The sequence below is a fragment of the Geothrix terrae genome, from assembly GCF_022808775.1.
Taxonomy (GTDB): Bacteria; Acidobacteriota; Holophagae; order Holophagales; family Holophagaceae; genus Geothrix; species Geothrix terrae.
Genome location: NZ_JAKZLA010000006.1, coordinates 142,247 through 166,878 on the forward strand (window position 1 = coordinate 142,247; position 24,632 = coordinate 166,878).

A 24,632-nucleotide genomic window follows, 5' to 3' on the forward strand; every position below is an offset into this window, starting at 1 on the left:
TCGCTCCTATGCGGACAGGGTCGGGGTTTCGAGGTGGTGGCGGGTGAGGGACTGGAAGGCGTGGGCTGCCTCCAGCAGGCGGACATCCGAAAGGGCCGGCCCGATGAGTTGGATGCCGGCCGGCAGGCCGCCGGTGAACCCCGCCGGCATGGACAGGCAGGGAAGTCCCGCCAGGGCGGTGGGCACGGTGAAGACATCGGCCAGATACATGGACATGGGGTCGTCCGTCTTGGCGCCGAAGGGGAAAGCAGCGCCCGGGCTGACAGGGGAGGCCAGGATATCGGCATCGGCGAAGGCGGCGTGGAAATCGGCGGTGATGAGGGTTCGTGCCTTGAGGGCCTTCATGTAGAAGGCGTCATAATAACCCTTCGATAGGCAGAAGGTCCCCAGGAGGATCCGGCGCTTGACCTCATCGCCCAGGCCCGCATCGCGGGTCCGGGCGATCATGCCCGGCAGACCCCCTTCGGGTGAAGACTCCCGGAGGCCGTACCGCACGCCATCGAAACGGCTGAGGTTGCTGGAGACTTCGCTGGTGCAGAGCAGGTAGTACGTATCAATGGCGTAGCGGGTGTGGGGGAGGTTCACCTCCACCAGCTTCGCGCCCTGGCTTTCGAACACTCGGAGGGCGGCGTCGAGGAGAGCGCGGATGCCGGGTTCCAGACCATCCGCGAAGTACTCCTTCGGGAGGCCGACGCGGAGGCCGTTCAGGTCCAGGGGACGGAGGCGGGCCAGGCGCTCCACACCCGGCAGGTCCATCGACGTGCTGTCCAGGGGATCGGCTCCGGCCATGACGCTGAGGGCCAACGCCAGGTCCGCGGCAGTGGCGGCGATGGGTCCCACCTGATCCAGGCTGGAGGCCATGGCTGTGAGCCCGTAGCGGCTGAGGGCGCCGTAGGTGGGTCGCAGGGCCGTCGCATTGCAGAAGCTGGCGGGCAGGCGCACTGAGCCCCCCGTGTCGCTGCCCAGGGCCAGAGGCGCGTACCCGGCGGCCACGGCCACGACGGAGCCGCTGCTGCTGCCGCCGGGCACCCGGGAGGTGTCCCAGGGATTCCGGGCGGGAGCGAAGGCGCTGTACTCGCCGCTGGAACCCATGGCGAACTCATCCAGATTGGCCTTGGCGATGGGAACCGCCCCCGCTTGGATCAACCGGCGCACCACGGTGGCGTCGTAGGGGGCGACGTAGCCTTCGAGCACCCGGGAGCCGCAGGTCATGGGGAGCCCGGACCAGTGGAGGTTGTCCTTGAGGACGATCGGGAGGCCCAGTACCGGGGTTCGCTCCCCGGCCCGCAGGCGCCGGTCGGCATCTCGGGCCAAGGCGAGGCTGCGCGGCTCATCGACGGCCAGGGTGGCGTGGAGGGTGCCGTCCAGGTCCCGGATGCGATCGAAGGCGGCGAGCACCAGGCTCTCGGAGGACAGGTCGCCGGCATCCAGGCCTCCGCGCCAGTCCATTGCCTTGCCCAACGCCATGCGCGCTCCCGTGGAACCTTCTACTGTGCCATCACGCTGGAGCTTCTTCCAGTCTGGACGGGCCTGGCCACCACCGCCTCCTGGTGAGATTCCGCCATGTTTCGTGGTCCAAAAGCCTGCACGCGAGATGGAAATAGGCTACCATCCTCTGCTCAAGCCCTGTTCTTCCATCCCCATGCGATGCGCTGGCGCAGGGTGCCCTGTGGACCCCCATGAATCCTTTCGATGTGCTGGAAATCCCGTCCGATGCCTCTCCCGAGGACATCAAGGCCGCGTACCACCGGCTGGCCAAGCAGTGGCACCCCGACCGGTACACCGGCGCCGAAAAGGTGGAGGCCGAAGCGAGGTTCCGGGAACTGGCGGAGGCCTTCAGCACCCTGAAGGACCCCGGGAAACGCCTCGCCATGATGCAGCAGCTGCCCAAGACCCCAGTGGCAGCCCCCACGCCACCCGGGAAGGAAAAGGATGCCGAGGCCGCGTCGGAGCGGACCGCCGAGGACTGGGCTGCGCTGGCCAAGGAGGCCTTCGAGGGGGGCCGGGTGGACCAGGCGCAGGCACTCATCCAGTACGCGATCCGGATGGACGGCAAGAAGCCGCAGTACCACGCGCTGCTGGCCACCATCCTGGAACAGAGCGGCGGCGATCTCCGCACCGTGGTGAAGGCGCTGGAGGCTGCGGTCCGGTTGGCTCCGCGGGATGTGGACAGCCACCTCCGTCTGGCCGCCCACTTCCAGACGCTGGGGATGGTGGCCCGTGCGCAGCGACACCTCCAGACCGCTCGCGAGATCGCCCCCAACCATCCGAAACTGCGGCAGACCGCCTTCAAGGGCGGGAAGGGGGCTGCTGGAGCCGCGGGCCAGAAGGGGAAGGTCCAGACCGCCCCGGCCGGCCAGCCGGGTCTCGTGGATCAACTGAAGGACCTCTGGGGCCGATTGACGGGAAAGGGTTGACCATGAGGATCCACGCCGCGGGCAAGACCGATGTCGGTTGTGTCCGGAAACACAACGAGGACAGCTACCTGGCCGACGCGGACCTGGGGCTTTTCGTCGTGGCGGACGGGCTCGGCGGACATGCTGCCGGCGAGGTGGCCAGCCAGATCGTCGTGGATACCGTGGCCAAGTTCGTGGGCGATACCCGGGAGAAGGACCGGACCTGGCCCATGGAGTACGACCCCAACCTTTCCTACGACGGGAACCGGCTCAAGGTGGCGCTGCTTCTGTCGGACCGCGCGATCGCCGAGGATATCCGCCGCAATCCCGAGCGGGAGACCATGGGCTCCACCGTGGTGGCGGGTCTGCTCCACGACTCGCAGGTGACCCTGGCCCACGTGGGGGATAGCCGGGCCTACCTGTTGGGCCCCGATGGCATCCGGCAGGTGACGCGGGACCACAGCTGGGTGGCTGAGCAAGTGGCGAGCGGCATTTTGACGCCTTCTGAAGCCCGGGTTCACCCGTTCCGGAATGTCATCACGCAGGCGCTGGGCAACGGGGGGGACCTGGATATTGAAGTCCAGAACCTGGAGCTGGGCAAAACGGAGCGACTTTTGCTTTGCTCTGATGGCCTGTCAGGAATGATCGGCGATAGACAGATCTGGGACATCGTGACGCAGTCCTCGAACCTTCAAGAGGCTGTGGAATCACTTGTTCTGGCTGCCCGAGAGCAGGGCGGCGAGGACAATATCACCGCCATCCTGGTCGGTCTTGGCCCTGAATTGACCTGACGCAAAAATAGTTAACCTTGACCTAATCCATTCCAGCGGTACTATCTCCAATACCTATATTCTCCAAGTGAGGCATCCGGTGGGTCTCTTCGGAAGCAAACCCAAAAGTCTTGTTGGCTTGGATATCGGATCCAGCTCGGTGAAAGTCTGTGAGCTCCAGCAGATTGGAAAGGGTGGCCAGTCGCGCTACCGCCTCCAGAAGCTGGGCCGGGTCGCCCTGCCTCCCGATGCCATCGTGGACGGCGACATCATGGATAGTAATGCCGTGGCCTCCGCTATCCGCCAGGTCATGGCGGAACAGAAAATCAAAGCCAAGGATGTGGCCATCTCCGTGTCAGGTCAGCAGGTGATGGTCAAAAAAGTGACATTCCCGCTCATGAGCCAGGCGGAATTGGCGGAATCCGTCCGTTGGGAAGCTGAGAGCTTCTTCCCGGCCGGCCAAGGTTTGGATTCCTACGCCCTGGATTACTACCTCATCGAGGAACGGGCCGCAGACGGCAACATGGATGTGGTGTTGGTGGCCTGCCGCAAGGACAAGCTGGAAGCCTACGTCAGCTGCGTGGCTCAGGCCGGGTACAGCCCCAAGGTGGTGGATGTCGATGTGTTCGCCATCCAGAACGCCTACGAGGCCAACACCATGGGAGGCGGGCGCGACGAGGTCGTCGCCCTGGTCAACCTGGGCGCCACCTTCACCAACCTCACCATGATGGTGGGAGGCAAGTCGGTGTTCTGGCGGGACATGGCTTGGGGCAGCAGCCGCTACTCCGAAAAGCTCATGGAAGACTGGGGGGTGACCCGGGAGGGCGCCGAGCAGTTGAAGCGGAACCAGGCCGCCGAGGGGCACCAGCCGGACGAGGTCCAGCCGTCGATCAATGCCGTGTCGGATGCCTTCGCGGATGAACTCAGCCGGACCCTCGATTTCTTCAAGAGCAGTTTCAAGGTGGACCGCCTCGATCGAGTGCTCGTCAGCGGTGGCGGCTCCATGATCCATGGACTGATGGACGTGTTGGGCGATCGGCTGCGGGTTTCCGTGGACCGGTTCAATCCCTTCCAGCTCGTTGAGATCGATGGTCGGACCGAGGATCCCATGACGGTTCGCGAGATCGGCGGCGGCGCCACCGTCGTGGTCGGGCTGGCCTTGCGCCAAGTGGGGGACCGATGATCAAGATCAACCTGCTGGGGGACGCTCTGGCTCAGGCCGGGGGAAAGAAGGGGGCCAGCAAGGTGGCCGCCGAGCCCGTCCAGGTCTACACGGGTGAAGGCGGCAGCCGCTCGAGCCTGCCGATCGCCGGCGTGGTGGTGGGCCTGGCGATCGCCGCCTGCGGTGGCGTCTACTACGTCTGGCTGAACAGCCTCCTCACCAAGGCCGAGAAGCAGAAGGCCGACTTGGAGCGCGACAAGAAGCAGTACGAGCCCTACATCGCTCTGGAGAAGACATTCCGCGAGAAGAAGGCCGCCCTTCAGAAGAAGGAAGAGGTGATGACCGCCCTCAAGCGGCAGCAGTCACTCCCGGTGCACCTCATGGAGGAGCTCGCCAACAGTCTGCCGGACGACGTGTGGTTCAAGAAGATCAGCCAGAAGGGGGCCCTCATCACCGTCGAGGGCGAGGGCCGGAACTTCGAGGCCATCAATGCCTTCTACGGCAACCTCCAGTCCCGCACCCGCTGGTTCAAGAAGATCAATTATCCGAGCGCGAAGCGCGGGACCACCGGCTCCTTCGACTTCACGATCTCCTTCGAACTCCAGAACGCTGTCTGAGGTAGGCCATGAATCCCCAGCTTCAGAAACAGATCGGCGTCGGCGCGGTGGCGGGCATCGTCGTGGCCGGCTTGGTCTACTTCCTGCTCGGCGGGAAGCGGGGCGAGCTGGAAACGGTCCAGACCGAGGTGAAGACCCTCCAGGCAGAAGTGGACAAGGGCCGTCTCCTCAAGGCCAGCTACGAGAAGCTGCGAGACGAGGTCGCCAAGCAGGACAAGCGCATCGAAGAGCTGATCAAGATCATGCCCTCCGAAGCCGACTATGGCGAGATTCCCTACCGCATCAAGAAGCTTGCGGATGACGCCGGCATCGACCAGGTCTCCTTCGCCCTCAAGCCCGAACGGAGGGACACCTACTACACGGAAAAGCCCGTGGAGTTCGAGTTCCGGGCGGGATACCACACCTTCGGCCAGTTCACCTCGCTGGTTTCCGGCTACGACAAGATCATCAACGTCTCGAACATCGAGTTCAGCCGCAAGGTCGAGAAAGGCAGCACCTTCTATCCGGCCACGGTGAAGTGCACCGTCAGCGCTTTCATCTACAGCCCGGAGCCACCTCCGGCTGCGCCCGCCAAGAAACCCGCCCCGGCGCCAGCCGCCAAGGGCCGGGCCAAGGAGGATTGAGGAACTCGCCATGATCCATCGACTCCTGCCCCTCCCCTTGCTCACTGGCCTCGCGCTGGCCGCCCAGACCGGCCCGGCGGCCAAGCCCGCCGAGGCTCCCGCCGCGGCGACGCCGGCCCCCGAAGCACCCGCCCAGGACGTGGCCGTCATCAAGATCACGCCGTACAAGCCCACCATCCAGCGGGATCCCTTTTCCACTCCCCGGGATGACCGTCCCGCCGATGCGCTCGACCTCATCGACGATATCTCCGTCAAGGGCATGATTCGGAAAGACGGCAAGAATTTTGCCATCGTCTCCGACAGCCGCGGAACCGTCCGCTGGCTGCCAGTCGGCCACCGGTTCAAGGATGGCGAGATCGCCAGCATCACCGACAAGGCCGTGACGTTCCACCAATGGGATGTGAACACCACAAACCGCTCTGTATTCCGCACCATCACGAAGACGTTCAAGCGTGAGGAGGGTAAACGATGAATGCTCGCCTGAGTTCCTTGCTGGTCGCAGGGGGCGTGGTCCTGGCGGGGATCCACACGGGGTCCCTCTACGCCTCGCCGACCGTGGAAACCACCACCGCGAAGGCCGTGCTGGCCGCAGCGACCCTGGAGCCCGCCGGCGCGGGGGCCAAGGTCCTGCTCCGGATCCCGGGCATGGTGGGGCAACCCACCATCCAGGTCCTCTCCAGTCCTCTCCGCGTGGTCCTGGATCTTCCGGGTGTCGAGCGGGGATCCGCCGTCACCAAGAAGGACTTGGCCCTGCTGACCCATCCCCTGGTCCAGAAGGCCCGTCTCGGCCAGTTCTCCTTGGCGCCCAAGCCGGTGACCCGACTGGTGCTCGAAGTGGCGCCCGGTACCCAGGTGGTGGTGGGCAGCAATCCCGAGGGAGTGCAGCTGATGCTGAATCCCGGCGCGGGTCCTGTTCAGGCTCATCTTGAGGGCATCTACCACCCTGAGGCTCTGCCGCTTCCGACGGCCGTCAAGGCTCCGGCTCCCGTGGTCGTCGCTTCCGTCCCGGTGGCTTCGCCCAATCCCGGAACGTCTCCTGTCGCGCCCAAACCCTTGGCCAGCCTGCCCGCCGTGGGCAATTCCTTCCAGCTTCTGCCCCAGCTGGCCGCCTCCACGGCCCTTCCGGTGGCGAACCCCGAAGCGGTGCAGCTGCCCGAAGCCGAGAAGGCCCAGGCCCCTGCCCACAACCGCTACGCGGGCCGCACCCTCGGTGAGACCACCGCCAAGTACAGCGGCGCCAAGATCACCATCGACCTCCAGAACACGGATATCCGGGACTTCCTCCGCATCCTCGCGGATACCGGCAAGCTGAACCTGGTGATGGACCCGGACGTGCAGGGCAATTACGGGTTCAAGTTCAACGAGACCCCCTGGGACCAGGTCCTGGATGTGGTTCTCAAGAACGCCAGCCTCGGCAAGGAGATCCAGAACGGCGTCCTGCGCGTCGCCAAGGTAGAAAAGCTTCAGAAGGAAGAAGAGGAACGCAAGCGGCTGGAGGAGACGAAGGCACTGGCCGGCGAACTCCAGACCATTACCCGTCCTCTCTCCTACGCGAAGGTGAGCGATGTCCAGAAGATCCTCAAGGAGATGATGACCAAGCGCGGCTCGGCCATCCTGGATGACCGCACGAATACCCTCATCATCACGGACCTGCCTTCCCGGATCCCCGTCATCTCCGAGTTGCTGGACACCCTGGATGTCCAGATCCAGCAGGTGCAGATCGAGGCCCGCGTGGTGGAAGCCAACAAGGATTGGCAGCGCCAGTTCGGTGTCAAGTGGCCCCAGGCGAACGGTACCACTGCCAGCATCACTGGCGGAACTGGCACTTCTGGAACGCCTTGGGTGGGTTCCCAGGCACCTTTCTGGAACGGCATCCAAGGCTTCAACCGCACAGCTTCAGGCCAACACGCCGCCGTGGCCTGGGCACCCGGCGTGACCGGAGTGACTTCTATCACCGCCCCCGCGGGTGAACTGTGGCTTTCCTTCCTCAGCAACCGTTTGAGCATCAATGCGGTCCTGCAGGCGCTGGAATCCGACGGCACCGTGAAGATCGTGTCCTCCCCGAAGGTGGTGACCCAGAACAACAAGAAGGCCACCATCCTCAGCGGCGAAAAGATCCCCTATCCCACCCAGCAGGGCGGCGCCCAGGGTGGCGCAATCACGGTGGCTTTCGTGGACGCCAACCTGCAGTTGGATGTCACGCCCCAGATCACCAACGAAGGCACCATCATCATGGACATCAAGCTGGAGAAGGCCGAGGCGGATTTCACCCGAACCGTGAACGGCACTCCCACCATCCTCCGCAAGGCCCTGGAGACCCAGATGCTCGTGCGGGATGGTGGAACGGCGGTTCTGGGTGGCGTCTACATCACGAACCACACCGCTGGCCGGGTGGGCGTCCCCTTCCTGTCGAAGATCCCCCTCCTGGGCTTCCTCTTCCGGAAAGACACGAAATCCGAGTCGAACAGCGAGCTGCTGATCTTCATCACACCGCGGGTGCTGCGCCAGTAGTCTGGCGCTCCCCAAAAAGAAACGGCCCCGATAGGGGCCGTTTCTTTTTGGGGGAGAAGGACCTACTTGGCGATGGGGAGGGTGCGGACGAGGCGCTTGCAGCTGTTGCAGAGGATGGTGTAGTTGTCCGCCTGCTCGAAGTGGTACTTGAACCCGGGATCCTCCGAGACCTTCTCCAGGCGGCCGAAGTGATATTCGGCGATGCGCACGCTTTGGGGGGCGGTCAGATCGGCGCCGCAGTGGGTGCAGGAGATGGCGGCCATGCTTGCTCCTCGGGAAGGCTGGAGATTCAGGAATGGAACAGTTTCCAGAGCCCCCAGCTTAGCAGAGCCAGCGCGGCCAGGCCCACGAAGACCCGCAGCAGCGCCTTGCCGATCCGATATGCGACGTAGATCACGAACAGGAGGACCAGGCCTCCGGCCACGAGGAGGATGGGGCTCACAGGCGCCTCCCGTCTGGGTTCCAACTGTAGAAGCCCTTCCCCGCTTTCCGCCCGGTCTCCCCCCGGGCCACCAGCTGCCGAAGCAGGGCTGGCGGTTCGTACCGGGGGTCTCCAGAGCTCTGGAAGAGCCTCTCCGCGATCCGCAGGCGCAAGTCCAGGCCCACGCGGTCGGACAGCTCGAGGGGCCCCGCGGGGTGGCCATAGCCCAAGGTCATGAGCGCATCCAGGTCCTCCGCAGAGGCCACCCCGGCCTCCAGCAACCGCATGGCCTCCAGCCCCTGGGCCAGAGCCATGCGGGCCGCGGCGAATCCGGGCTGATCCCTCACGAACACCACCCGCTTGCGCAGGGCCTGCCCCAGGGTCTGGGCGCGATCCAGCAGGTCCGGTGGCGTCCCGGGTGGCACCGCGACTTCCACCACCGCCATGCGGGGCACGGGCACGAAGAGGTGGAAGCCCAGGAGGCGCCCGGAGATCTGGGAGGCCTCCGCCAAGCTCGCGATGGGCAGAGCCGAGGTACCTGACAGCAGCAGCAGGTCCGCGGCACCCCAGTGGGCGGCGTCGGTCAGGGCCGGGGCCTTCACCGCGGGATCTTCGGGCAGGGTCTCCAGGAGGAGGCCCACGCCCTCCAGGGCCTTCGGCTCGAAGGGGACCGCCTGGATCCTGGCCCGGACCTGTCCATGGGCCTCGGGCGACAGGATGCCCCTCTCCAGGGCCCCTTTCCAGCGCCGCTCAATCTCTTCCAGCCCCTGGCGCGCATGCGCCAGATCCCGGCCCAGAAGCCGCACCTCCAGCCCGCACTCGGCCGCCCACTGGGCCGTGGACAGGCCGAGGACGCCCGGGCCGAGGATGGCGAGGCAGTCGGTCAAAGCGGGGCCTCGGATCCCGGGATCCGGCATTCCAGGTGGCCCTGGCAGAGTCCCTCCCAGACCACGGCCCGGCCCGTGTTGAAGGCCTTCACGATGGAACCTCTCCCACCCGCCACCAGGTCGCCCGCCAGGAAGAGGCCGTGGACGGTGGAATGGTACCGGTGGTCCACCTGGGGGTGCCTGCCGTCCAGCTCCACCCCGGCCTGGCGCAGGAATCCTTCCGGCGTGGCGCCACCCAGGGCGTAGACCACCCGGTCGAACCGGGCCGTCCGGCCGTCCTTGAAGAGGACCTCGACCCGCGGGGCCTCCCCGGTGTCCAGGAGCGAGGCGATGTCCGCGTTCCGCCAGACGGCCGCCTGGCGCGAGGCTTCCAGTTCCTGGAGGATCCGGCGGTTCACCTCGTTGGCCTTGGTGAACTCCGCCCCGCGGTAGGCCAGGGTCACGGAACGCCCTGCATAGAGGTATTCCACGTACTCCAGCGCCGTGTTGCCACCACCGACCACCAGTACGCGCTCCCCCTCGGGAACCGCCTCGGTGAGGTCGAAGCGGACATGGCCCTTGAGGCTGGCCGGAATGGGGTAGTCCGGCTTGTTGGGGCGACCGAACACGCCGATGGCGATGACCACGGTCTTCGCCCGGTAGAGGGTCCCTTGGGCGTCCACGGCCTCGAACCCGCCCCCCTCCAGCGGGGTGATGCGGCTGACTTCCGTGTGGCTGCGGATCTCCAGGCCGTACTGGCACACGAAGTCGTCCAGGGTCGCCAGCACGGTCTCCCGGGTGCCGTCGACGATGCAGACTGCGCCCTCGCAATCCACCTCCTGGCCCAGGTAGACCTTGTCCACCCGCTTGCCGGGGGTGTAGAGCTTCTCGATGGAAAAGCTGTGGCTGGGCCCCTTTTCCAGCAGCAGGAGGCGCTGGATGCCGGCCCGGCGCGCCTCCACGGCGGTGGCGATGCCCGCGGGGCCGGCCCCGACGATCAACAAGTCCAGAAGATCCGTTCCCGCGGGGCCTTCAGCCATTAGATTCGCTCCTCCACCCGCTATGATGAACGGAAAGGGCCCTCCGTACCTCCCCGAACCCGCCGCTCGCCAGGGTTGTCATTCCTCATGCTCATCGATTTCGCCGCGATCACCCATCCGGGCAAAGTCCGGAGGAACAACGAAGATGCCTACCTGCTGAGCGCGTTGGATGGCGAAGAGCCCATCATCAATGCGCCCGCCAGCTCGCTGAAGGTGGGCGAGCCGGGCCTGCTGGTGGCAGTGGCCGACGGCATGGGTGGAGCCGCCGCGGGCGAGGTGGCCAGCCGGGAGGGATTGGCGGCGATCTCCCTCTACCTGTTCGGGCACTGGGGGCGCCTTGCGCCGGGCCAGGGCCGCGAGGCCGACCTGATCAAGGCCCTGGAGGCTGCGGTCCGGGAGGCCAGCGATGCCGTCCTGCGATACTCCGATGACGACCGCACCGCCCGGGGCATGGGCTCCACGCTCACCGCCGCGCTGATCTGGGGTGGTTGCGCCTACGTGGCCCAGATCGGCGATTCCAGGGCCTATCTGCTGCGCCAGGGGGCCCTCCACCAGATCACGGAGGACCAGACCCTCGTGAACGACATGGTCGCCCAGGGCACCCTCACCCGGGAGCAGGCCCGCACCCATCCCCAGCGCAACATGATCACCCAGGCCCTGGGCTCGCCCCAGCCGCTGAAGGTGGCCCTCTCCCGGCTCACCCTGCGCCGGGGGGACCGGCTCCTCTGCTGTTCCGACGGGCTCCACGGCGAGGTGGGCGATGGCCATATCCGGGCGGTGCTGGATCAGAGCCTCAGCCCCCGGCGCAGCCTGGAGCTGCTGGTGGACGAGGCCATCGCACGGGGTGGGCGGGACAACGTCACCGGCGTGGTCCTGGTCCTCAACGACCCCTCCCTTCCCCTGCCCGCGAAGGGGGAGCCCCTGGACCTGCTGCGCCCGGATGCCCGGGATCATGCCAGCGGTTTCTGGGGCCGCCTGCGGGGACTTTTCGGAGGCGGCGCCTCATGAGCATGCTTCAAGGGACCGTGTCCCTCAAACGCTTCCTGGTGCTGGGCCCTGTGCCCGATCCCAAGGACCTCCAGGCAGGCCTGGAGCAGGACCAGTTTCGTCCGTTCCAGGATGGCTCGGAAGAGGAGCGAATCGGCTGGTGCGACTGGCGCAACCCCCTCATCACCCCGCCCGACGAGAACTGGGTCAGCCAGGAGCGCTTCGCCGTGTTCGGCCTCCGCATCGACACGCGCCGGGTGCCGGCCACGCTGCTGAAGGCCCATGTGGAGCTCCGCCTGCAGACCATCCAGAAGGAGAAGGACCTGGCCTTCATCGGCAAGGAGGCCCGCATCTCCCTCCAGGATGAGGTGAAGGCCGAGCTGCTGCGCAAGGTCCTCCCCACGCCCAAGGTGGTGGAGGTGGCCTGGGACCTGAAGGGCGGCATCCTCTGGACGACCGCTTCTTCCAGCAAGGCCCAGGGCGCGCTCATGAGCCTCTTCATCAAGTCCTTCGGGTGCGAGGTCCATCCCCTGGCACCCCTGGTGCTGGCCGGGCGGCTGTGCCCGGAACTGCCCGTGGAGGGCCTGATGGCCCTGGATCCGCTGGATCTCGAAGTCGAGGAGGCCTAGGTGAAGCCGCTTGAACTGATGGAGCAGGGCCGCTTTCTCGGCGAAGAGTTCCTGCTCTGGCTGTGGATGAAGAGCATGACCGAAGGCGGCGCCAGCGGCGCGGACGGCGACGGCTCCGGCTGCTTCGTGGACGATGCCATCCAGCTGGCCTCCGAGCGCGGCGAGGTGAAGGAGATCAGCCTGCGCAAAGGCAACCCCTCCGAGAGCCGCGAAGCCTTCGAAGCGCTGGGCCGGGGCATGCGCCCCGCAAAGATGAAGCTGCGCATCCTCTCCGGCGACCTGGAGTGGGTGTTCACCCTCAACGCCGCCACGCTGGACATGGGCACGCTCAAGCTGCCGCCCAGCACCGGCAAGGCCCCCCACGAGCGGCTCCACGACCGGCTCTTCCTGCTGGAGGAGGGCGCCGGCCACCTGGAGCGCCGCCTGGCGATCTTCCTCCGCGCTCGTTCGGAGGATCCCGAGGGCCTCCAGGAATCCTTCCGCACCTGGGTGCGGGCGGGGCGCTCCGGCGAGGCGCTGCCCACGGGCGAGGCCCCGTGGGAGGCCTGAGCCTCCACAGGCTGGCAGGCCTGAGGCGCGCGGCGGTCCTGCTCCTGCCCGCGGTGATCGCCGTGGCGCAGGAGCCCGCGCCCGTGATGGCGCAGGCCCGCACGCCCGAAGGCCGGGCCATCCTCCTCCGCCTCCAGTTCCGCAAGGGCCTGAGTGTCGAAGGGAAGGCCCTGCCGAAGGCCTTCCTGGCCAAGGGCGCGGATCCCACCGGCTGGGTGGCCTTCGAGGGGCTCAGTTCCCAGGGCAAGCGCTGGGCCCTGTCGGCGCTGTTCCCGGACGATCAGTGGCGGCAGGAGGAGGTGCGACACACCGTCCGCCATCCCGAGGTGGAATCGGTCTGGACCCTCGCGGCGCTCTTCACCGGCCACGGCCAGAACTACGACCGGCTCATGGCCGAGAACCCCGACCTGCCGGAGAAGCTGCGGGAGGGCGACATCTGGCGCATCCCCCGCAGCCTGCTCTCGGCGGATCTCGGGGGCGCGGGCCGAGGCCCCGACCGCTCCCAGCCCGAGGACACCCTCGACGACGAGGCCCGCGTGGCGGCCTATCGCGCGCTGCTCTCCTTCGACGAGGACGCCCAGGGCAAGTTTGCCGCCTACCGCATGCGGAAAGGCGAGGCGCTGTATTCGAGCGTGGTCATCCGCTACACCGATCGGGTGGACCCCAAGGGCGTGAACGAGCTGGCGGACCTCATCGCCCGGCGCAGCGGCATTTCGGACGTGCGCGGCATCCAGCCCGGCCAGCTCGTCAAGATCCCGGTGGCCTATCTGGCGGATCCCTTCCAGTCCGAGGGCAGCTCGGGCCTGGCGGAGGAGCGCGAGGTCCGCGCCGAGGTGCGCCGCACCGCCCGCGTGGAAGCCGGGCCCAAGCTCAAGGGCGTGCGGATCATCCTGGACGCCGGCCACGGCGGTGTGGATCCCGGTGCCCGGGCCAATGGCCTCTGGGAGTCGGACTTCGTCTATGACATCGCCATGCGCGTCCGCCGCCTGCTGGAGCAGGAGACCGAGGCCCAGGTGAGCAGCACCATCCGCTATCCCGGCCTCGGATTCAAGAGCCGCGAGGCGATCCGCACGCCCAGCCGGGCCGCGGAGATCCTCACCAGCCCGCCCTTCGCCGTGGACGGCGAGAGCCCTTCGGCGGTGAGCGTCCACCTGCGCTGGGTGCTGGCCAATGACCTCTTCGCGGACTTCCGGAAGACCCGGGGCGACGCCCAGAAGACGCTCTTCCTCAGCTTCCACGCCGACAGCCTGCACCCTTCGGCGCGGGGCTCGATGATCTACGTGCCCGGGGCAGCCCTGGTGCCTTCGACCTTCGCCCTGGGAGGCGCCAAGACCGGCCGCGTGGCAGAGGCGCGGCGTTCCGGCCATGTGGCCTTCACGGGCCGGGAGAAGCTCCAGGGCGAGGCCCGGTCCCGCCAGTTCTCGGAGGCCCTCCTGACGGCCCTCCAGAAGGACAGCATCCCCGTCCACGCCAACCGCCCCATCCGCAACGTCATCCACCGCGGCGGCGGGAAGTGGATCCCCGCGGTCATCCGCTACAGCACCGGCGCCACCAAGGCCCTCATCGAAGTGGCCAACCTCACCAACGAGGACGATGCCGCCAACCTGCGCGACCCGGGCTTCCGCGAGCGCTACGCCGTGGCCGTGGTGAACGCGATCCGGGCGTACTACCGTAAATAACGGCTCTGCCACGGTGGCGGCAAAGTGGCGCAAAGGTGCCCTTTGCGCCTCGGAAAAGCGCGAGAATGGGGGCGGAGGATCGGATGCGACTGCTGCTCGTGATGCTCCTCCTGCTGGCCGGCCTCGGCTGCCGGAAGCCTGAGACCGTAGTGGCGCCGCAGGCGCGGCTCATCGTGCGGTTCCTGGATCGGGACGCCGTGCTGGACCTGGCGGCGGCGCCCGGAGAAGGCCCCTGGCGGGTGATGAACGCGGGGCAGTGGGAGCCCCTGGAGGTCCGCTGGAAGCCGGACGCCCAGGGCGCCGCCCCGCGCATCGGCGCCGCAGTCGTGGGCCGCACCGCCCCCGACTGGGTGCTGCTGGAGGATCCCGCCCAGGACACCCACCGCGTCGTCATGCGCGGCCCCGGCCCCGAGGAACTCCGCGAGCGGAACCAGCGCATGGATGACGACGACCGCGAAGCCCTGGCCTTCCTGGGGATCCTGTGGGCGCTGGGGTGGTCGCGGTGGTAGGAGGCGCCCTCGGGCTCCGCTAGAATGGCCCTTCCCAAGGCGGCCCTCCTGGCCCCTGGTGATTGAGAGGCGACCATGACGACGACTCCCCTGGTGGGCATCCTGATGGGTTCCAAGAACGACTGGGAGACCATGCAGCACACGGCGCTGACGCTGAAGGCGCTGGGGATCCCCTTCGAGGCCCATGTGGCCAGCGCGCATCGCACGCCGGAGAAAGTGGTCGAGTTCTGCAAGGGCGCCGAAGGCCGGGGCATGAAGGTGATCATCGCGGCGGCGGGCGGGGCGGCCCACCTGGCGGGCGTCTGCGCCAGCAAGACGCACCTGCCGGTGCTGGGCGTGCCCATGAAGGGCTGGGCCACGGAGGGCATGGACGCCCTGCTCTCCACAGCGCAGATGCCCTCGGGCATTCCCGTCGGCACCCTCGCCATCGGCAAGGCCGGCGCCATCAACGCCGCCCTGCTGGCCACCTCGATCCTCTCGCTCACGGATGCCGGCATCCGCGACCGCTACCTGGCCTACCGGCAGGCGCAGACCGAGAAGGCGCTGGCGGACGACAACCTCGTGATGCCCTGACATGGAGCGCGTCCACCTCATCACCCTGTCCGACCGCGCCTCCCGGGGCGAGTACCAGGACCAGTCCACGCCGCTGCTGACGTCGTGGCTCAAGGGGCAGGGGGTGAAGGCGGTGACGGCCTCGCTGATGCCGGACGACCCAGCGGCGCTGGAAGCGGACCTGCGGGCCGCCGTGGCCTCGGAGGCGCCCCTGGTGCTCACCTGCGGCGGCACGGGCTTCGGCCCCCGGGACACCACGCCCGAGGCCACGCGCCGGGTGATGGAGCGCGAGGCCCCCGGCATCTGCGAGCTGATCCGCGCCAAGGGTGGCCATCCCCTGGCCTTCGCCAGCCGCGCCGTCTGCGGCATCGCGGGGCGGACCGTGATCCTCAACCTGTCCGGCCGCCCCGCGGCGGCCCTGGAGCAGATCCAGCTGGCCTGGCCCCTCCTCCTGCATGCCGTCTCCGTGCTGCGGAAGGAAGGATCCGCTGGAGGGCCCTGCACGTGAAGGTCTGGGCCCGCATCAACCACGTGGGCTGGGTGCACCTCTGGCGTACCCGCGAGGCGTTCGAGGAGGCCGAGCCCTCGGCCCACTTCCTTCACGGCAAGACGGACCCGCGCTGGGCGGAAGCCTCCCTCACCTCCTCGCAACGGCGGGCCCTGGAGGCCGGGGATCTGGTCGAGATCGAGGATCCGGGTTTCTTCGACGACGAGGATTGATCAGGGCGCAGGCGTGGCCACCGTTGCTTCCAGCCGATGGTACAGCGCCAGCAGGGAGCAGCTGAGCCAGAGATTCATGGCGCCGCCCAGCAGGTTGAAGATCCAGAAGGCCGGGTGCTTCAGGCGGAGCAGGGCCCCGGGCCCCAGATCGGGGTCCGTGGGTGGCAGCAGGCGATCCAGGGCCCAGCCCGCGACGATCTGGTAGAGCAGGGCCACGAGCAGCAGGGCGAGCACCGTCTGGACGACCCGGGGCCAATGCCTCGTCATGGCGGCCTGGCTCCAGCGCAGGGCGGCCGGCACGGAATCCCCGCGCAGCAGCATCCGCAGGGGCGCCCAGCCGAAGAGGGTGAGGATGAGGATGCCGGGCAGCAGGAAGCACAGCAGGCCCAGACCGATGGCCACGCTCAGACCGAGGCGGAGCAGGAAGGTGCGCAGCCAGCGCCCTTCGAAGGCGTCGTGCCAGGCGGCGCTGGAATTGGCCGGATGGTCGCAGCGTTCCGCATCCAGTTGCGCGACCAGCCTGGGGATGAAATACATCTCCAGCGGCAGCAGGCCCGCGAGGCCGAAGAGGGCCTGGACCGGCAGGCTGGGACCGGCACCGGCCGCCAGTTCCAGGGCCGGCCCCAACTGGGAGAGGCCCATGGCCAGCAGCGCCAGCCCCAGGCAGAGCAGGGGGTGGCGGCGGAGCAGGGCGAGGCCCTCGCCCAGGGCTCCGAGGTGGGATGGTGCAGGCGTGCGCATCCCTCCAGGCTATCCGGGCGCGCCCCGTGGGCTATCATTCTCGGCATCATGACGCCTGAAGCCCCCTGCCTCCTGGTGGCCAGCCCCTCCCTCCTGGACCCCAACTTCCTGCACACGGTGGTGCTGGTGGTGGAACACGACGAGGAGGGCGCGCTGGGGATCATCCTCAACCGGCCCCTGCCCCTCGCGCTGGCCCAGGTTGGCGAGGAGGGGGGTCTGGACTATGAAGGCTCCGACGAGGCCACCGCCTGGCGGGGCGGGCCCGTGGATCCGCAGCGGGGCATCCTCCTGGTGCAGGGCGGTCTGCCGGCGGAGGAGGACACGGTGGTGGATCTCACCCATTTCGTGAGCCACCGCAAGGACCTGCTGGAATCCCTGCTGGCAGATCCATCGGCCCACTACCGCCTCTTCCTGGGCTACGCCGGATGGAGCCCGGGGCAGCTCGATCACGAACTGGAGGTGGGCGCGTGGACGCGACGTCCCGTGGTCTCCGAATGGCTCATGCATCCGGATCCCACGGGGCTCTGGCAGGTGGCGTTGGCCAGCGGCGCCAACGGCTGAACAGGGGCTGAACAGGGGCGCTTCCGGTCGTGGCTCCCGGGGGTGGTTATACGTGCATCAATAATTTTAATACATAGCGGTCTATTCATTAAATTGATTGATTCAAAGGTAGACTTTCCATCTTCAATTTCACCGGCAGGCCCACCCCGCTTCCCCGGAGGAACCGATGACCTGGATGCGATCCCTTCGTTTCGCCGCCATCCTGGGCGCGGGGCTCCCCCTGGCCGCCGCCGGGGCCGCCCCGGTGAACGACACGGGGACCACGGCCTGGATGCTGACCTCCACCACCCTGGTGCTGCTGATGGTGCCGGGTCTGGCCATGTTCTACGGCGGGTTGGTCCGCACCAAGAACGTGCTGGGAACGATGATGCACTCCTTCTCGGCCATGGCCGTGGTGGGCGTGCTCTGGACGGTGGTGGGCTACGCGCTGAGCTTCGGCCCCAACGCCCTCGGCGGCCTGGTGGGCTGGAGCCGGGATCTGATGCTCCTGCGCGGCATCGACCACACCATCCTGCCGGCCGGCGTGCCCGAGTACGCCTTCGCCATGTTCCAGGGCAAGTTCGCCATCATCACGCCGGCCCTGATCGCCGGGGCCGTGGCCGAGCGCATCTCCTTCCGGGGCTGGGTGGCTTTCATCACGCTCTGGGTGCTCCTCGTCTACTGCCCGCTCTGCCACTGGGTCTGGGCTTCGGACGGCTACTTCTACAACCTCGGCGCCAAGGGGGCCATCGACTTCGCGGGCGGCACCGTGGTGCACATCTCCTCGGGCGTGGCCGGACTGGCCCTGGCCCTCTTCCTGGGGGCGCGCCACGGCTACCCCAAGACCGCCATGGCCCCGAACAACCTGACCTTCACGCTCATCGGCGCGGGGCTGCTCTGGGTGGGCTGGTTCGGCTTCAACGCGGGCTCGTCCATCGCCTCGAACCTGGAGACCGCCCGGGCCCTCACCGTTACCCAGGTGGCTGCGGCCGCGGGCGCCCTTACCTGGGTGCTCATCGAGATCATCCGCGAGGACAAGCCCACCAGCCTGGGCATGGCCTCGGGCATCCTGGCGGGCCTGGTGGTCATCACGCCGGCCGCGGGGGTGGTCCAGGTGGGCGGGGCCATCGCCATGGGCGCCATCGCCTCCTGCACCTGCTACGGCATGATCATGCTGAAGAACCGCCTGGGTTACGACGACTCCCTGGACGCCTTCGGCATCCACGGCACCGGCGGCATCGTCGGGGCCCTGGGCCTCACCTTCTTTATCCGCGGCTCCTGGTGGGCCGAGGCCGCGGCCAAGCACCCCGGCTGGGGCCTCATCTCGCAGCTCAAGGTCCAGGCCTTCGCGGTGGCAACCACCATCGTCTTCTCCGTGGCCATGACGCTGCTCATCGCCTGGCTGGTGGAGAAGGTGGTCGGTTTCCGCGTGGCCGAGGGCGTGGAGAAGACCGGCCTCGACCATGAGATCCACGGCGAGCGCGCCTACGGCTTGAACAACCTCAACTAGGCTGAACCAGGAGGCTTTGATGAAGCTCATCACCGCCATCATCCCCGAGGAGAAGCTCGACGAGGTCCGCGAGGCCCTCATCGAAGCCGAGATCGAACGCATCACCGTCTCCCGGGTCAGCGGCCACGGCCGGCAGCAGGAGATCATGGTCCAGCGTGGCAAGAAGATCGTGCCCAACCTGATCCCCAAGGTCCAGATCACCATCGCCTGCAACGACGAGTTCGAGGACATCACCGTGGACACCATCATCCGCACGGCCCGCCACGGGGCTGGCGCGGTGGGCGACGGCAAGATCTTCGTCCAGGATCTGAAGGAGTGCATCCGCATCCGCACCGGCGAGCGGGGCGGCCAGGCCATCTGAATCCTTGGCTTCCGGGCTAGGCTTTCTGCATGCGCAGCATCGTCTGGTTCCGGGGCAAGGACCTCCGCGTGGCGGACCACGGGCCGCTCACGGAGGCCGCCGCCGCGGGCGAGGTGATTCCGCTCTTCGTGCTGGATCCCTTCTTCTTCGCGCCGGAGCGGGCCCGGGACCTGCCCCATCGCATGCAGTTCCTGTTGGCGTCACTGGTGTCCCTGGAGGCCAACCTGGCCCGCCTGGGGTCGCGCTTGCTGGTGGTACCTGGGCGCAGCGTGGAGGTGGTGCCCCGCCTGGCCGCCCAGTGGAAAGCGGACCAGGTGCTGGCCCACCGCTGGGTGGAGCCCTTCGCGCGGGAGCGCGACCGCCGGGTGGAGGAGACCCTGACCCGCGCAGGCATCGCCTTCCGCCTGTTCGAGGGCGAGACGCTGCTGCCGCCCGGCTCGGTGCGGAACGGGCAGGGCGGCATGTTCCGGGTGTTCACGCCCTTCGCCCGGGCCTGCGGGGCGAAGCTGGACCTGGGACCGGCGCTGCCCGCCCCGCGGTCGCTCCCGCCGGTTCCCGGGGACCTCCGGGCCGAAACGGTGCCAGTCCCTTCGCTGTCGGACCTGGGACTCGCACCCAATCCCCGTATCCAGACCGGCGGAGAGCGGGCGGCCCGCCAGCGCCTGAAGGTCTTTCTGGAAGAGGCCTTGGCGGACTACGGGGTGCAGCGGGACCGCATGGACCTGCCCGGCACGTCACGCCTCAGCGCGGACCTGACGTTCGGCACCCTGTCCGTGCGTGCCCTCTGGCAGGCCGTGGTGGCGGCTGAGGCCGGCGAGTCTGGGCACCGCTACCTGAATGAGCTCCTCTGGCGTGAGTTCAGCCACCACCTGCTGTGGGAGTGGCCGGAGCTGCTGGAGCGGCCCTTCCGGCCGACGTTCGAGGGCTTCCCCTGGCGCGAGGACGAAGCCGCCTGGGAGGCCTGGACGGAAGGCCGCACGGGCTACCCCGTGGTGGATGCCGCCGCCCGGCAGCTGCGGGCCGAGGGCTTCGTCCACAATCGGGCCCGCATGGTGGCCGCGAGCTTCCTCACGAAGCACCTGCTCATCGACTACCGGCGCGGCGAGGCCCACTACCTGCGCTGGCTCACGGACGGCGACTGGGCCGCGAACAACGCCGGCTGGCAGTGGTGCGCCGGCTGCGGCTGCGACGCCCAGCCCTGGTTCCGCATCTTCAACCCCACCTCCCAGGGACTGAAGTTCGACCCGGAGGGCGCCTACGTCAGGCGCTGGGTGCCCGAGCTGGGCAACTGCCCGACCGCCTTCATCCACGAGCCCTGGAAGGCGCCGCAGGCGGTCCGCCTGCGCCTCGACTACCCCGGGCCCATCGTGGATCACGCCTTCGCGCGGGAGCGCTTCCTGACCACCGCGAAAGGCCATCTGGGGCCCGGGGCGCCCTGATAGAGTGGAGGAAGCGGCTCGCCGCTATCCCTTCTGCTTTATTGACTTATGGGTATTGCATGCACACGATCCGATTCGATGGCAAGAAACCCGGCAGCGCGGAGTGCGAGCAGGAGACGGCCCTACTGGCGGCCAGCACCCGGGCCGGTGTGCCCCTGAACCACCGCTGCGGTGGCCACGCCCGCTGCGGCACCTGCGTTGTCACCGTCGTCGAGGGCGCGGAGCACCTGAGCGAGAAGGGCAACGCGGAGACCCGCGTGCTCGAAGTGCTCAAGGCCGGCCCCGACCAGCGCCTCGCCTGCCAGGCCTGGGCCCGGGGCGACGTGTCGGTGAAGTACTGATCCAGCGGCCACTTCACTTGGTCCGGGTCTGAAAAGCGGAACGCGAAGAACACCAAGACGCCCTCCGGGCGCGCGGAGATCGCAAATGGGGCTTCGCCCCATCCCGGACATCCCTTCGAGGGCGACGGATGTGGGCGGCTTCGAGGGCCGCCTCGATCCGCCGCCCTTGAAGCAGGTCGCGCTGCACGCGGCCTGAGGCCGAAGGCCTGGATGTCCTGCGCTGGAGCGATGGGTAACCTCCGCGCTCTTCGCCAGGAGCGAAGCGCCACTTGGCGCTCTTCGCGTTCTTCCTTTGAAGGTTCTATCCGTCTGCCAGGAAGGGAAGGCTACCCGACGGGCCGGCGTCCCTCCATGGCCCGATCCAGGGTGAGTTCGTCGGCGTATTCGAGGTCACTGCCGATGGGGAGGCCCAGCCCGATGCGGGTGGTGCGGACGCCGATGGGCTCGAGGATGCGGGCCAGCCAGCTGGCGGTGGCCTCGCCGTCCACGGTGGGATTGGTGGCCAGGATGATCTCCTGGATGGCGCCATCCTCCAGGCGCTTGAGCAGCTCGCGCACGCGCAGCTGGTCGGGTCCCACGCCGCGCAGGGGCGAGATGAGGCCGCCCAGCACGTGGTAGCGGCCCCGGAAGTGGCCGCTGCGCTCGAAGCTCAGCACGTTGGAGGCCTCCGCCACGACGACGAGGCTGGAGGGGTCCCGCCGCGGATCCAGGCAGATGGGACAGGTGGGCTGGTCCGTGAAGGCGCCGCAGACCTGACAGAATCCCACCTTCTCGGCGGCCTGCTGGAGCTGGTGGGCCAGATGGGCCATGGCCTCCGGGCCCTCCTTCAGCAGGTGCAGGGCCATGCGCTGGGCGGACTTCGCTCCCACGCCCGGCAGCTTCTGGAGGCTTTCCACCACGGCCTCGAGGGGCGGCGGCAGCTTCATGGGATCAGAGCCCGAGGCCGGGGATGCCCAGGCCCGCGCCCATGCCGCCCATCTGCTTCTTCATGGCCTCGTCCACCTTGGCGGTGGCGTCGCGGAAGGCGGCCATGAGCAGGTCTTCGAGCATGGAGGGATCCTCGGGATCCATGGCGTCCTTGGCGATGGAGAGGCCCACCAGCTCCTTGGAACCATTCAAAGTCACCTTTACCAGCTCGCCGCCGGCGGTGCCCTCGATGCGCAGGTTGGCCTGGGCCTCGGCGAGCTTCGCCTGCATCTGCTGGGCCTGTTTCATCAGGAACCGCATGTCCATGTCAGTCTCCGGAAAGAGAGGTGGGGGCCGGTTTTGGGCGGCGCAGGCGGTGCGCCAGCCGCAGCATCAGAAAATATCCCACGGGGATGGCCAGCGCGCTCAACACGAAACCACCCAGCAGATAGGGCAGGAAGATGGGCTTCAGCATGGCGGCCGCCGCCTCGAAACCCTCGCGGGTGGTGAAGCTCTGCCAGCCGAAGCTCTTCCAGTCCACGCCCGTGAGGTCGAGGTGCAGGCCGCGCCCCAGCAGCACGTTGCCGAACAGGGCGGAGCCGGTGGCCATGGGCACCATGGTCCAGGGGTTGTTCGTGAAGGCGCCCAGGAAGGCGAGGGGCCGGTGCAGTTTCTTCACCAGGGCGCAAAACAGGACGACCAGCCCGGTGTGCGTGCCCAGCAGCGGATTCCAGGCGATGGCGAACCCCAGGGCGAAACTCCAGGCCAGGTGGTGCGGCTCCAGGTCGGGATCTGCCAGGAACCGCTTGGTTCGGGCCCAGATGTGCGTCTTGTCATGGTGCGTCATGAAGGTCCGAAGTGGTCGAAGCTGAGGTCGGGCAGGGGACGGAGCGAACCTCCATCATAGGCCAGCAGGGGGGATTCCCCGCGGGGCAGGACCTCGCCCACGGGAATCAGAGGCAGGCCGAGACGCTTCTCCAACGCTGCCTGAGGCAGGGCGGCGCCGAAGCAGCGCGCATAGTCCTCTCCGCCGCGCAGCATGTCCTCCTCCAGATCTGGAGCCACGGCGATGCTGAGTCCGGAGGCTTCCGCCAGGTTGCGGAGATCCCGGCTCAGGCCGTCCGACAGGTCCAGGCAGGCGTGGACCTCGGGGATCTCCGCCAGACGCAGGCCCAGGCCCAGGCCCGGGCGGGGCGCCAGGTGAGCCTCCAGATCCGCGTCGGGCTTCGCCGGGTTCCAGCGCTGACCCGCCTGAAGCTTGCGGAGCCCCCGCAAGCTGCCGCCGGGAGACTGGTCGACGAAGATCCGGTCGCCGGGCCGCAGGCCGTCCCGGCGCAGCCAGCGGGTGGCGAAGCCGAAGGCCGTGAGACCCAGGCCCAGACCGGCGGGCCGACCCACGGTGTCGCCGCCCAGGACTTGGACCTCCGCTTGACGCGAGGCCGCCGCCAAGCCCTCCAGGAAGGCCTCCAGCCAGTCGTCGTCGATCTCCGGGCCCAGAGCGAGCGTGAGGGTGTAGCCAAAGGGCCGTGCGCCGGAGGCGTCCAGGTCGGAGAGATTGACCATCAACAGCTTCCAGGCCAGGAGGTCCGGAGGGTGCCAGTCCAGGCGGAAGTGCTGGCCGGATTCCATGAGATCCGTGGTGACCAGCAGGATCTGGCCCGGCGGGGTCGCGGGCAGGGCCCCGCAATCGTCCATGAGCGTGCCGCCGCCGGGCAGCAGCTCCCGGATACGGGCAAGAATTCCCGTTTCCTTCAGGCGCATGGGCGGACCTCCGTCACAACTCCAGTCTCCCACGGCCCTGGAGGCGAGGCGATGCTTGGTCCGGGGCCCGCGCGATGCTAGGTTGGTTGGGTTCGCCCCTGCCAGGGCCCCCATTGAATCTCGAGGAGACGACCATGGCCATCACCAAAGTCTGGATCGACGAAGGCTGCATCGTGTGCAATGCCTGCGAGGCCGAGTGCCCCGACGTGTTCCACGTCACCGACACCAGCTGCAACATCAACGGCTCCGTGCGCGAGGACGGCATCGATTCCGAGAACCGGGATGAGCAGAGCCCCCTCTCCGGCAGCTTCGGCACCGACCTGGAAGCCAGCATCGAGGCTGCCGCGGCCGGCTGCCCTGTGGAAGTGATCAAGTTCGAGAAGGCCTAGGGCTGAAACGGCTTCGCCGTTTCAGATGAGAACGGGCGCCAATCGGCGCCCGTTCTGTACGTCGGGATGCAACTGCGTCACCATGGAAGTCCCCCGGAGGTTCCCATGCTCAACCGTCTTCAGGCCGATCTGAAAACTGCCATGCTGGCCAGGGATGCCCTCCGGACCCAGGTGCTCCGCATGGCCCTCGCCGCCTACAAGAACGAAGCGGTGGCCAAGGGGCTGGGTCCTCAGGGAACCCTGGCGGGGGCCGACGCCCTGGCCGTGCTGAAGCGCCTGGTGAAGTCCCGGGAGGACAGCATCGCCCAGTTCGAGAAGGTGGGCCAGGCGGATCGGGCCGCCCAGGAGCGGGCGGAGATCGAGCTGCTGAAGCCCTACCTGCCCGCCATGCTTGAGGGATCCGCCCTGGAAGCTGCGGTGAAGGCCGCCATCGCCGAGACCGGCGCCGCCACGAAGAAGGACATGGGCCTGGTGATGAAAGCCCTCCAGGCCGCCCATGGCGGCGCCTTCGACGGCAAGGCCGCCAGTGCGCTGGTGCAGAGCCTGCTGGGGTGATGTCGGGGTAGGCAACGGACGCGCCGGCCAGGCTTTGCCTGGACAGCGCGTGAGGGTT

The 24,632-nt window shown here is 67.9% G+C and carries 32 protein-coding genes; 22 read left to right on the plus strand and 10 right to left on the minus strand.

Features of this window, described 5'->3' with window-relative positions; genetic code table 11:
• Positions 1 to 6: 6 nt before the first annotated feature.
• The gene (gatA, locus tag MLE42_RS12345; protein WP_243288191.1) at positions 7 to 1,467 is read right to left on the minus strand and encodes an Asp-tRNA(Asn)/Glu-tRNA(Gln) amidotransferase subunit GatA; all 1,461 of its coding nucleotides are present in this window, start codon (positions 1,465 to 1,467) and stop codon (positions 7 to 9) included.
• A 212-nt stretch (positions 1,468 to 1,679) separates the two neighbouring features.
• Here gatA and MLE42_RS12350 point away from each other — a divergent pair, with 212 nt between their 5' ends.
• The 7 genes from MLE42_RS12350 to MLE42_RS12380 all read left to right on the plus strand — a co-directional run bounded on the left by MLE42_RS12350 (position 1,680) and on the right by MLE42_RS12380 (position 8,079).
• On the plus strand, positions 1,680 to 2,417 hold the full coding sequence (locus MLE42_RS12350; RefSeq protein WP_243288192.1) for a J domain-containing protein: 738 nt from the start codon (positions 1,680 to 1,682) through the stop codon (positions 2,415 to 2,417).
• A 2-nt stretch (positions 2,418 to 2,419) separates the two neighbouring features.
• Complete coding sequence (locus MLE42_RS12355) at positions 2,420 to 3,187, plus strand: Stp1/IreP family PP2C-type Ser/Thr phosphatase (protein WP_243288193.1); 768 nt, start codon at positions 2,420 to 2,422, stop codon at positions 3,185 to 3,187.
• Positions 3,188 to 3,266: 79 nt separating this feature from the next.
• Complete coding sequence (gene pilM, locus MLE42_RS12360) at positions 3,267 to 4,349, plus strand: type IV pilus assembly protein PilM (protein WP_338029972.1); 1,083 nt, start codon at positions 3,267 to 3,269, stop codon at positions 4,347 to 4,349.
• Complete coding sequence (locus MLE42_RS12365; protein WP_243288195.1) at positions 4,346 to 4,945, plus strand: PilN domain-containing protein; 600 nt, start codon at positions 4,346 to 4,348, stop codon at positions 4,943 to 4,945. Before pilM ends, MLE42_RS12365 begins: the two co-directional genes overlap by 4 nt.
• Positions 4,946 to 4,953: 8 nt before the next feature.
• The gene (locus tag MLE42_RS12370) at positions 4,954 to 5,568 is read left to right on the plus strand and encodes a type IV pilus inner membrane component PilO (RefSeq protein WP_243288196.1); all 615 of its coding nucleotides are present in this window, start codon (positions 4,954 to 4,956) and stop codon (positions 5,566 to 5,568) included.
• Positions 5,569 to 5,578: 10 nt separating this feature from the next.
• A complete protein-coding gene (locus MLE42_RS12375) occupies positions 5,579 to 6,040 on the plus strand; it encodes a pilus assembly protein PilP (RefSeq protein ID WP_243288197.1) in 462 nt (153 codons plus the stop codon).
• Positions 6,037 to 8,079 (plus strand): type IV pilus secretin family protein, encoded by a 2,043-nt coding sequence (locus MLE42_RS12380; RefSeq protein WP_243288198.1) that lies wholly within the window; start codon positions 6,037 to 6,039, stop codon positions 8,077 to 8,079. Before MLE42_RS12375 ends, MLE42_RS12380 begins: the two co-directional genes overlap by 4 nt.
• Before the next feature lie 62 nt (positions 8,080 to 8,141).
• On the opposite strand, the gene MLE42_RS12385 is transcribed toward MLE42_RS12380, so the two are convergent.
• Genes MLE42_RS12385 through MLE42_RS12400 form a run of 4 tightly spaced genes read right to left on the minus strand, consistent with a single transcriptional unit; the run spans position 8,142 to position 10,406 of the window.
• Positions 8,142 to 8,342, minus strand: coding sequence for a hypothetical protein (locus MLE42_RS12385; protein ID WP_243288199.1), 201 nt, complete (start codon positions 8,340 to 8,342; stop codon positions 8,142 to 8,144).
• Between the two features lie 26 nt (positions 8,343 to 8,368).
• Positions 8,369 to 8,521 carry a hypothetical protein gene (locus MLE42_RS12390; RefSeq protein ID WP_243288200.1) on the minus strand — a complete coding sequence of 51 codons (153 nt, stop codon included), beginning with the start codon at positions 8,519 to 8,521 and terminating at the stop codon, positions 8,369 to 8,371.
• Complete coding sequence (locus MLE42_RS12395) at positions 8,518 to 9,387, minus strand: 3-hydroxyacyl-CoA dehydrogenase family protein (protein ID WP_243288201.1); 870 nt, start codon at positions 9,385 to 9,387, stop codon at positions 8,518 to 8,520. Before MLE42_RS12395 ends, MLE42_RS12390 begins: the two co-directional genes overlap by 4 nt.
• The gene (locus MLE42_RS12400) at positions 9,384 to 10,406 is read right to left on the minus strand and encodes an NAD(P)-binding domain-containing protein (protein WP_243288202.1); all 1,023 of its coding nucleotides are present in this window, start codon (positions 10,404 to 10,406) and stop codon (positions 9,384 to 9,386) included. The genes MLE42_RS12395 and MLE42_RS12400 overlap by 4 nt, the downstream gene beginning before the upstream one ends.
• Before the next feature lie 87 nt (positions 10,407 to 10,493).
• Between MLE42_RS12400 and MLE42_RS12405 the strand changes: the two genes are divergently transcribed.
• The 8 genes from MLE42_RS12405 (at position 10,494) to MLE42_RS12440 (ending at position 16,031) form a co-directional block, all read left to right on the plus strand.
• Positions 10,494 to 11,414: a PP2C family protein-serine/threonine phosphatase gene (locus MLE42_RS12405; protein WP_243288203.1), complete on the plus strand. Its 921-nt coding sequence runs from the start codon at positions 10,494 to 10,496 to the stop codon at positions 11,412 to 11,414.
• Positions 11,411 to 12,022 (plus strand): recombination-associated protein RdgC, encoded by a 612-nt coding sequence (gene rdgC / locus MLE42_RS12410; RefSeq protein WP_243288204.1) that lies wholly within the window; start codon positions 11,411 to 11,413, stop codon positions 12,020 to 12,022. The genes MLE42_RS12405 and rdgC overlap by 4 nt, the downstream gene beginning before the upstream one ends.
• Positions 12,023 to 12,571: a hypothetical protein gene (locus MLE42_RS12415; RefSeq protein ID WP_243288205.1), complete on the plus strand. Its 549-nt coding sequence runs from the start codon at positions 12,023 to 12,025 to the stop codon at positions 12,569 to 12,571.
• Positions 12,559 to 14,250, plus strand: a complete 1,692-nt coding sequence (locus MLE42_RS12420; protein ID WP_243288206.1) for an N-acetylmuramoyl-L-alanine amidase family protein — start codon at positions 12,559 to 12,561, stop codon at positions 14,248 to 14,250. The genes MLE42_RS12415 and MLE42_RS12420 overlap by 13 nt, the downstream gene beginning before the upstream one ends.
• Positions 14,251 to 14,333: 83 nt before the next feature.
• Positions 14,334 to 14,759 carry a hypothetical protein gene (locus MLE42_RS12425; protein ID WP_243288207.1) on the plus strand — a complete coding sequence of 142 codons (426 nt, stop codon included), beginning with the start codon at positions 14,334 to 14,336 and terminating at the stop codon, positions 14,757 to 14,759.
• A gap of 75 nt (positions 14,760 to 14,834) precedes the next feature.
• Positions 14,835 to 15,332, plus strand: coding sequence for a 5-(carboxyamino)imidazole ribonucleotide mutase (purE, locus tag MLE42_RS12430; RefSeq protein ID WP_243288208.1), 498 nt, complete (start codon positions 14,835 to 14,837; stop codon positions 15,330 to 15,332).
• A 1-nt stretch (position 15,333) separates the two neighbouring features.
• Positions 15,334 to 15,819, plus strand: a complete 486-nt coding sequence (locus MLE42_RS12435; protein ID WP_243288209.1) for a MogA/MoaB family molybdenum cofactor biosynthesis protein — start codon at positions 15,334 to 15,336, stop codon at positions 15,817 to 15,819.
• The gene (locus MLE42_RS12440) at positions 15,816 to 16,031 is read left to right on the plus strand and encodes a hypothetical protein (RefSeq protein WP_243288210.1); all 216 of its coding nucleotides are present in this window, start codon (positions 15,816 to 15,818) and stop codon (positions 16,029 to 16,031) included. The genes MLE42_RS12435 and MLE42_RS12440 overlap by 4 nt, the downstream gene beginning before the upstream one ends.
• On the opposite strand, the gene MLE42_RS12445 is transcribed toward MLE42_RS12440, so the two are convergent.
• The gene (locus tag MLE42_RS12445) at positions 16,032 to 16,772 is read right to left on the minus strand and encodes a hypothetical protein (RefSeq protein WP_243288211.1); all 741 of its coding nucleotides are present in this window, start codon (positions 16,770 to 16,772) and stop codon (positions 16,032 to 16,034) included.
• Positions 16,773 to 16,820: 48 nt separating this feature from the next.
• Between MLE42_RS12445 and MLE42_RS12450 the strand changes: the two genes are divergently transcribed.
• From MLE42_RS12450 to MLE42_RS12470, 5 genes are all read left to right on the plus strand, one after another.
• A complete protein-coding gene (locus MLE42_RS12450) occupies positions 16,821 to 17,333 on the plus strand; it encodes a YqgE/AlgH family protein (RefSeq protein WP_243288212.1) in 513 nt (170 codons plus the stop codon).
• 175 nt (positions 17,334 to 17,508) lie between these two features.
• The gene (locus MLE42_RS12455) at positions 17,509 to 18,822 is read left to right on the plus strand and encodes an ammonium transporter (RefSeq protein ID WP_420843097.1); all 1,314 of its coding nucleotides are present in this window, start codon (positions 17,509 to 17,511) and stop codon (positions 18,820 to 18,822) included.
• Between the two features lie 19 nt (positions 18,823 to 18,841).
• Positions 18,842 to 19,183 carry a P-II family nitrogen regulator gene (locus tag MLE42_RS12460; protein WP_243288214.1) on the plus strand — a complete coding sequence of 114 codons (342 nt, stop codon included), beginning with the start codon at positions 18,842 to 18,844 and terminating at the stop codon, positions 19,181 to 19,183.
• Positions 19,184 to 19,212: 29 nt separating this feature from the next.
• Entirely contained in the window at positions 19,213 to 20,622 is a 1,410-nt protein-coding gene (locus MLE42_RS12465) for a cryptochrome/photolyase family protein (protein WP_243288215.1), read from the plus strand.
• Between the two features lie 59 nt (positions 20,623 to 20,681).
• Positions 20,682 to 20,963 carry a 2Fe-2S iron-sulfur cluster-binding protein gene (locus tag MLE42_RS12470; protein ID WP_243288216.1) on the plus strand — a complete coding sequence of 94 codons (282 nt, stop codon included), beginning with the start codon at positions 20,682 to 20,684 and terminating at the stop codon, positions 20,961 to 20,963.
• 326 nt (positions 20,964 to 21,289) lie between these two features.
• Here the strand turns inward: MLE42_RS12470 and recR are convergent, their stop codons facing one another.
• Genes recR through MLE42_RS12490 form a run of 4 tightly spaced genes read right to left on the minus strand, consistent with a single transcriptional unit; the run spans position 21,290 to position 23,630 of the window.
• Positions 21,290 to 21,889, minus strand: coding sequence for a recombination mediator RecR (recR, locus tag MLE42_RS12475; RefSeq protein WP_243288217.1), 600 nt, complete (start codon positions 21,887 to 21,889; stop codon positions 21,290 to 21,292).
• Positions 21,890 to 21,893: 4 nt separating this feature from the next.
• Positions 21,894 to 22,196, minus strand: coding sequence for a YbaB/EbfC family nucleoid-associated protein (locus MLE42_RS12480; RefSeq protein ID WP_243288218.1), 303 nt, complete (start codon positions 22,194 to 22,196; stop codon positions 21,894 to 21,896).
• A 1-nt stretch (position 22,197) separates the two neighbouring features.
• Positions 22,198 to 22,716, minus strand: a complete 519-nt coding sequence (locus MLE42_RS12485) for a DUF2062 domain-containing protein (RefSeq protein WP_243288219.1) — start codon at positions 22,714 to 22,716, stop codon at positions 22,198 to 22,200.
• Entirely contained in the window at positions 22,713 to 23,630 is a 918-nt protein-coding gene (locus tag MLE42_RS12490) for a thiamine-phosphate kinase (protein WP_243288220.1), read from the minus strand. The genes MLE42_RS12485 and MLE42_RS12490 overlap by 4 nt, the downstream gene beginning before the upstream one ends.
• Before the next feature lie 134 nt (positions 23,631 to 23,764).
• Here MLE42_RS12490 and MLE42_RS12495 point away from each other — a divergent pair, with 134 nt between their 5' ends.
• Both MLE42_RS12495 and MLE42_RS12500 read left to right on the plus strand, forming a co-directional pair.
• Positions 23,765 to 24,019, plus strand: coding sequence for a ferredoxin (locus tag MLE42_RS12495; RefSeq protein WP_026853950.1), 255 nt, complete (start codon positions 23,765 to 23,767; stop codon positions 24,017 to 24,019).
• Between the two features lie 105 nt (positions 24,020 to 24,124).
• Positions 24,125 to 24,574, plus strand: a complete 450-nt coding sequence (locus MLE42_RS12500; protein ID WP_243288221.1) for a GatB/YqeY domain-containing protein — start codon at positions 24,125 to 24,127, stop codon at positions 24,572 to 24,574.
• The last annotated feature ends 58 nt before the right edge of the window (positions 24,575 to 24,632 follow it).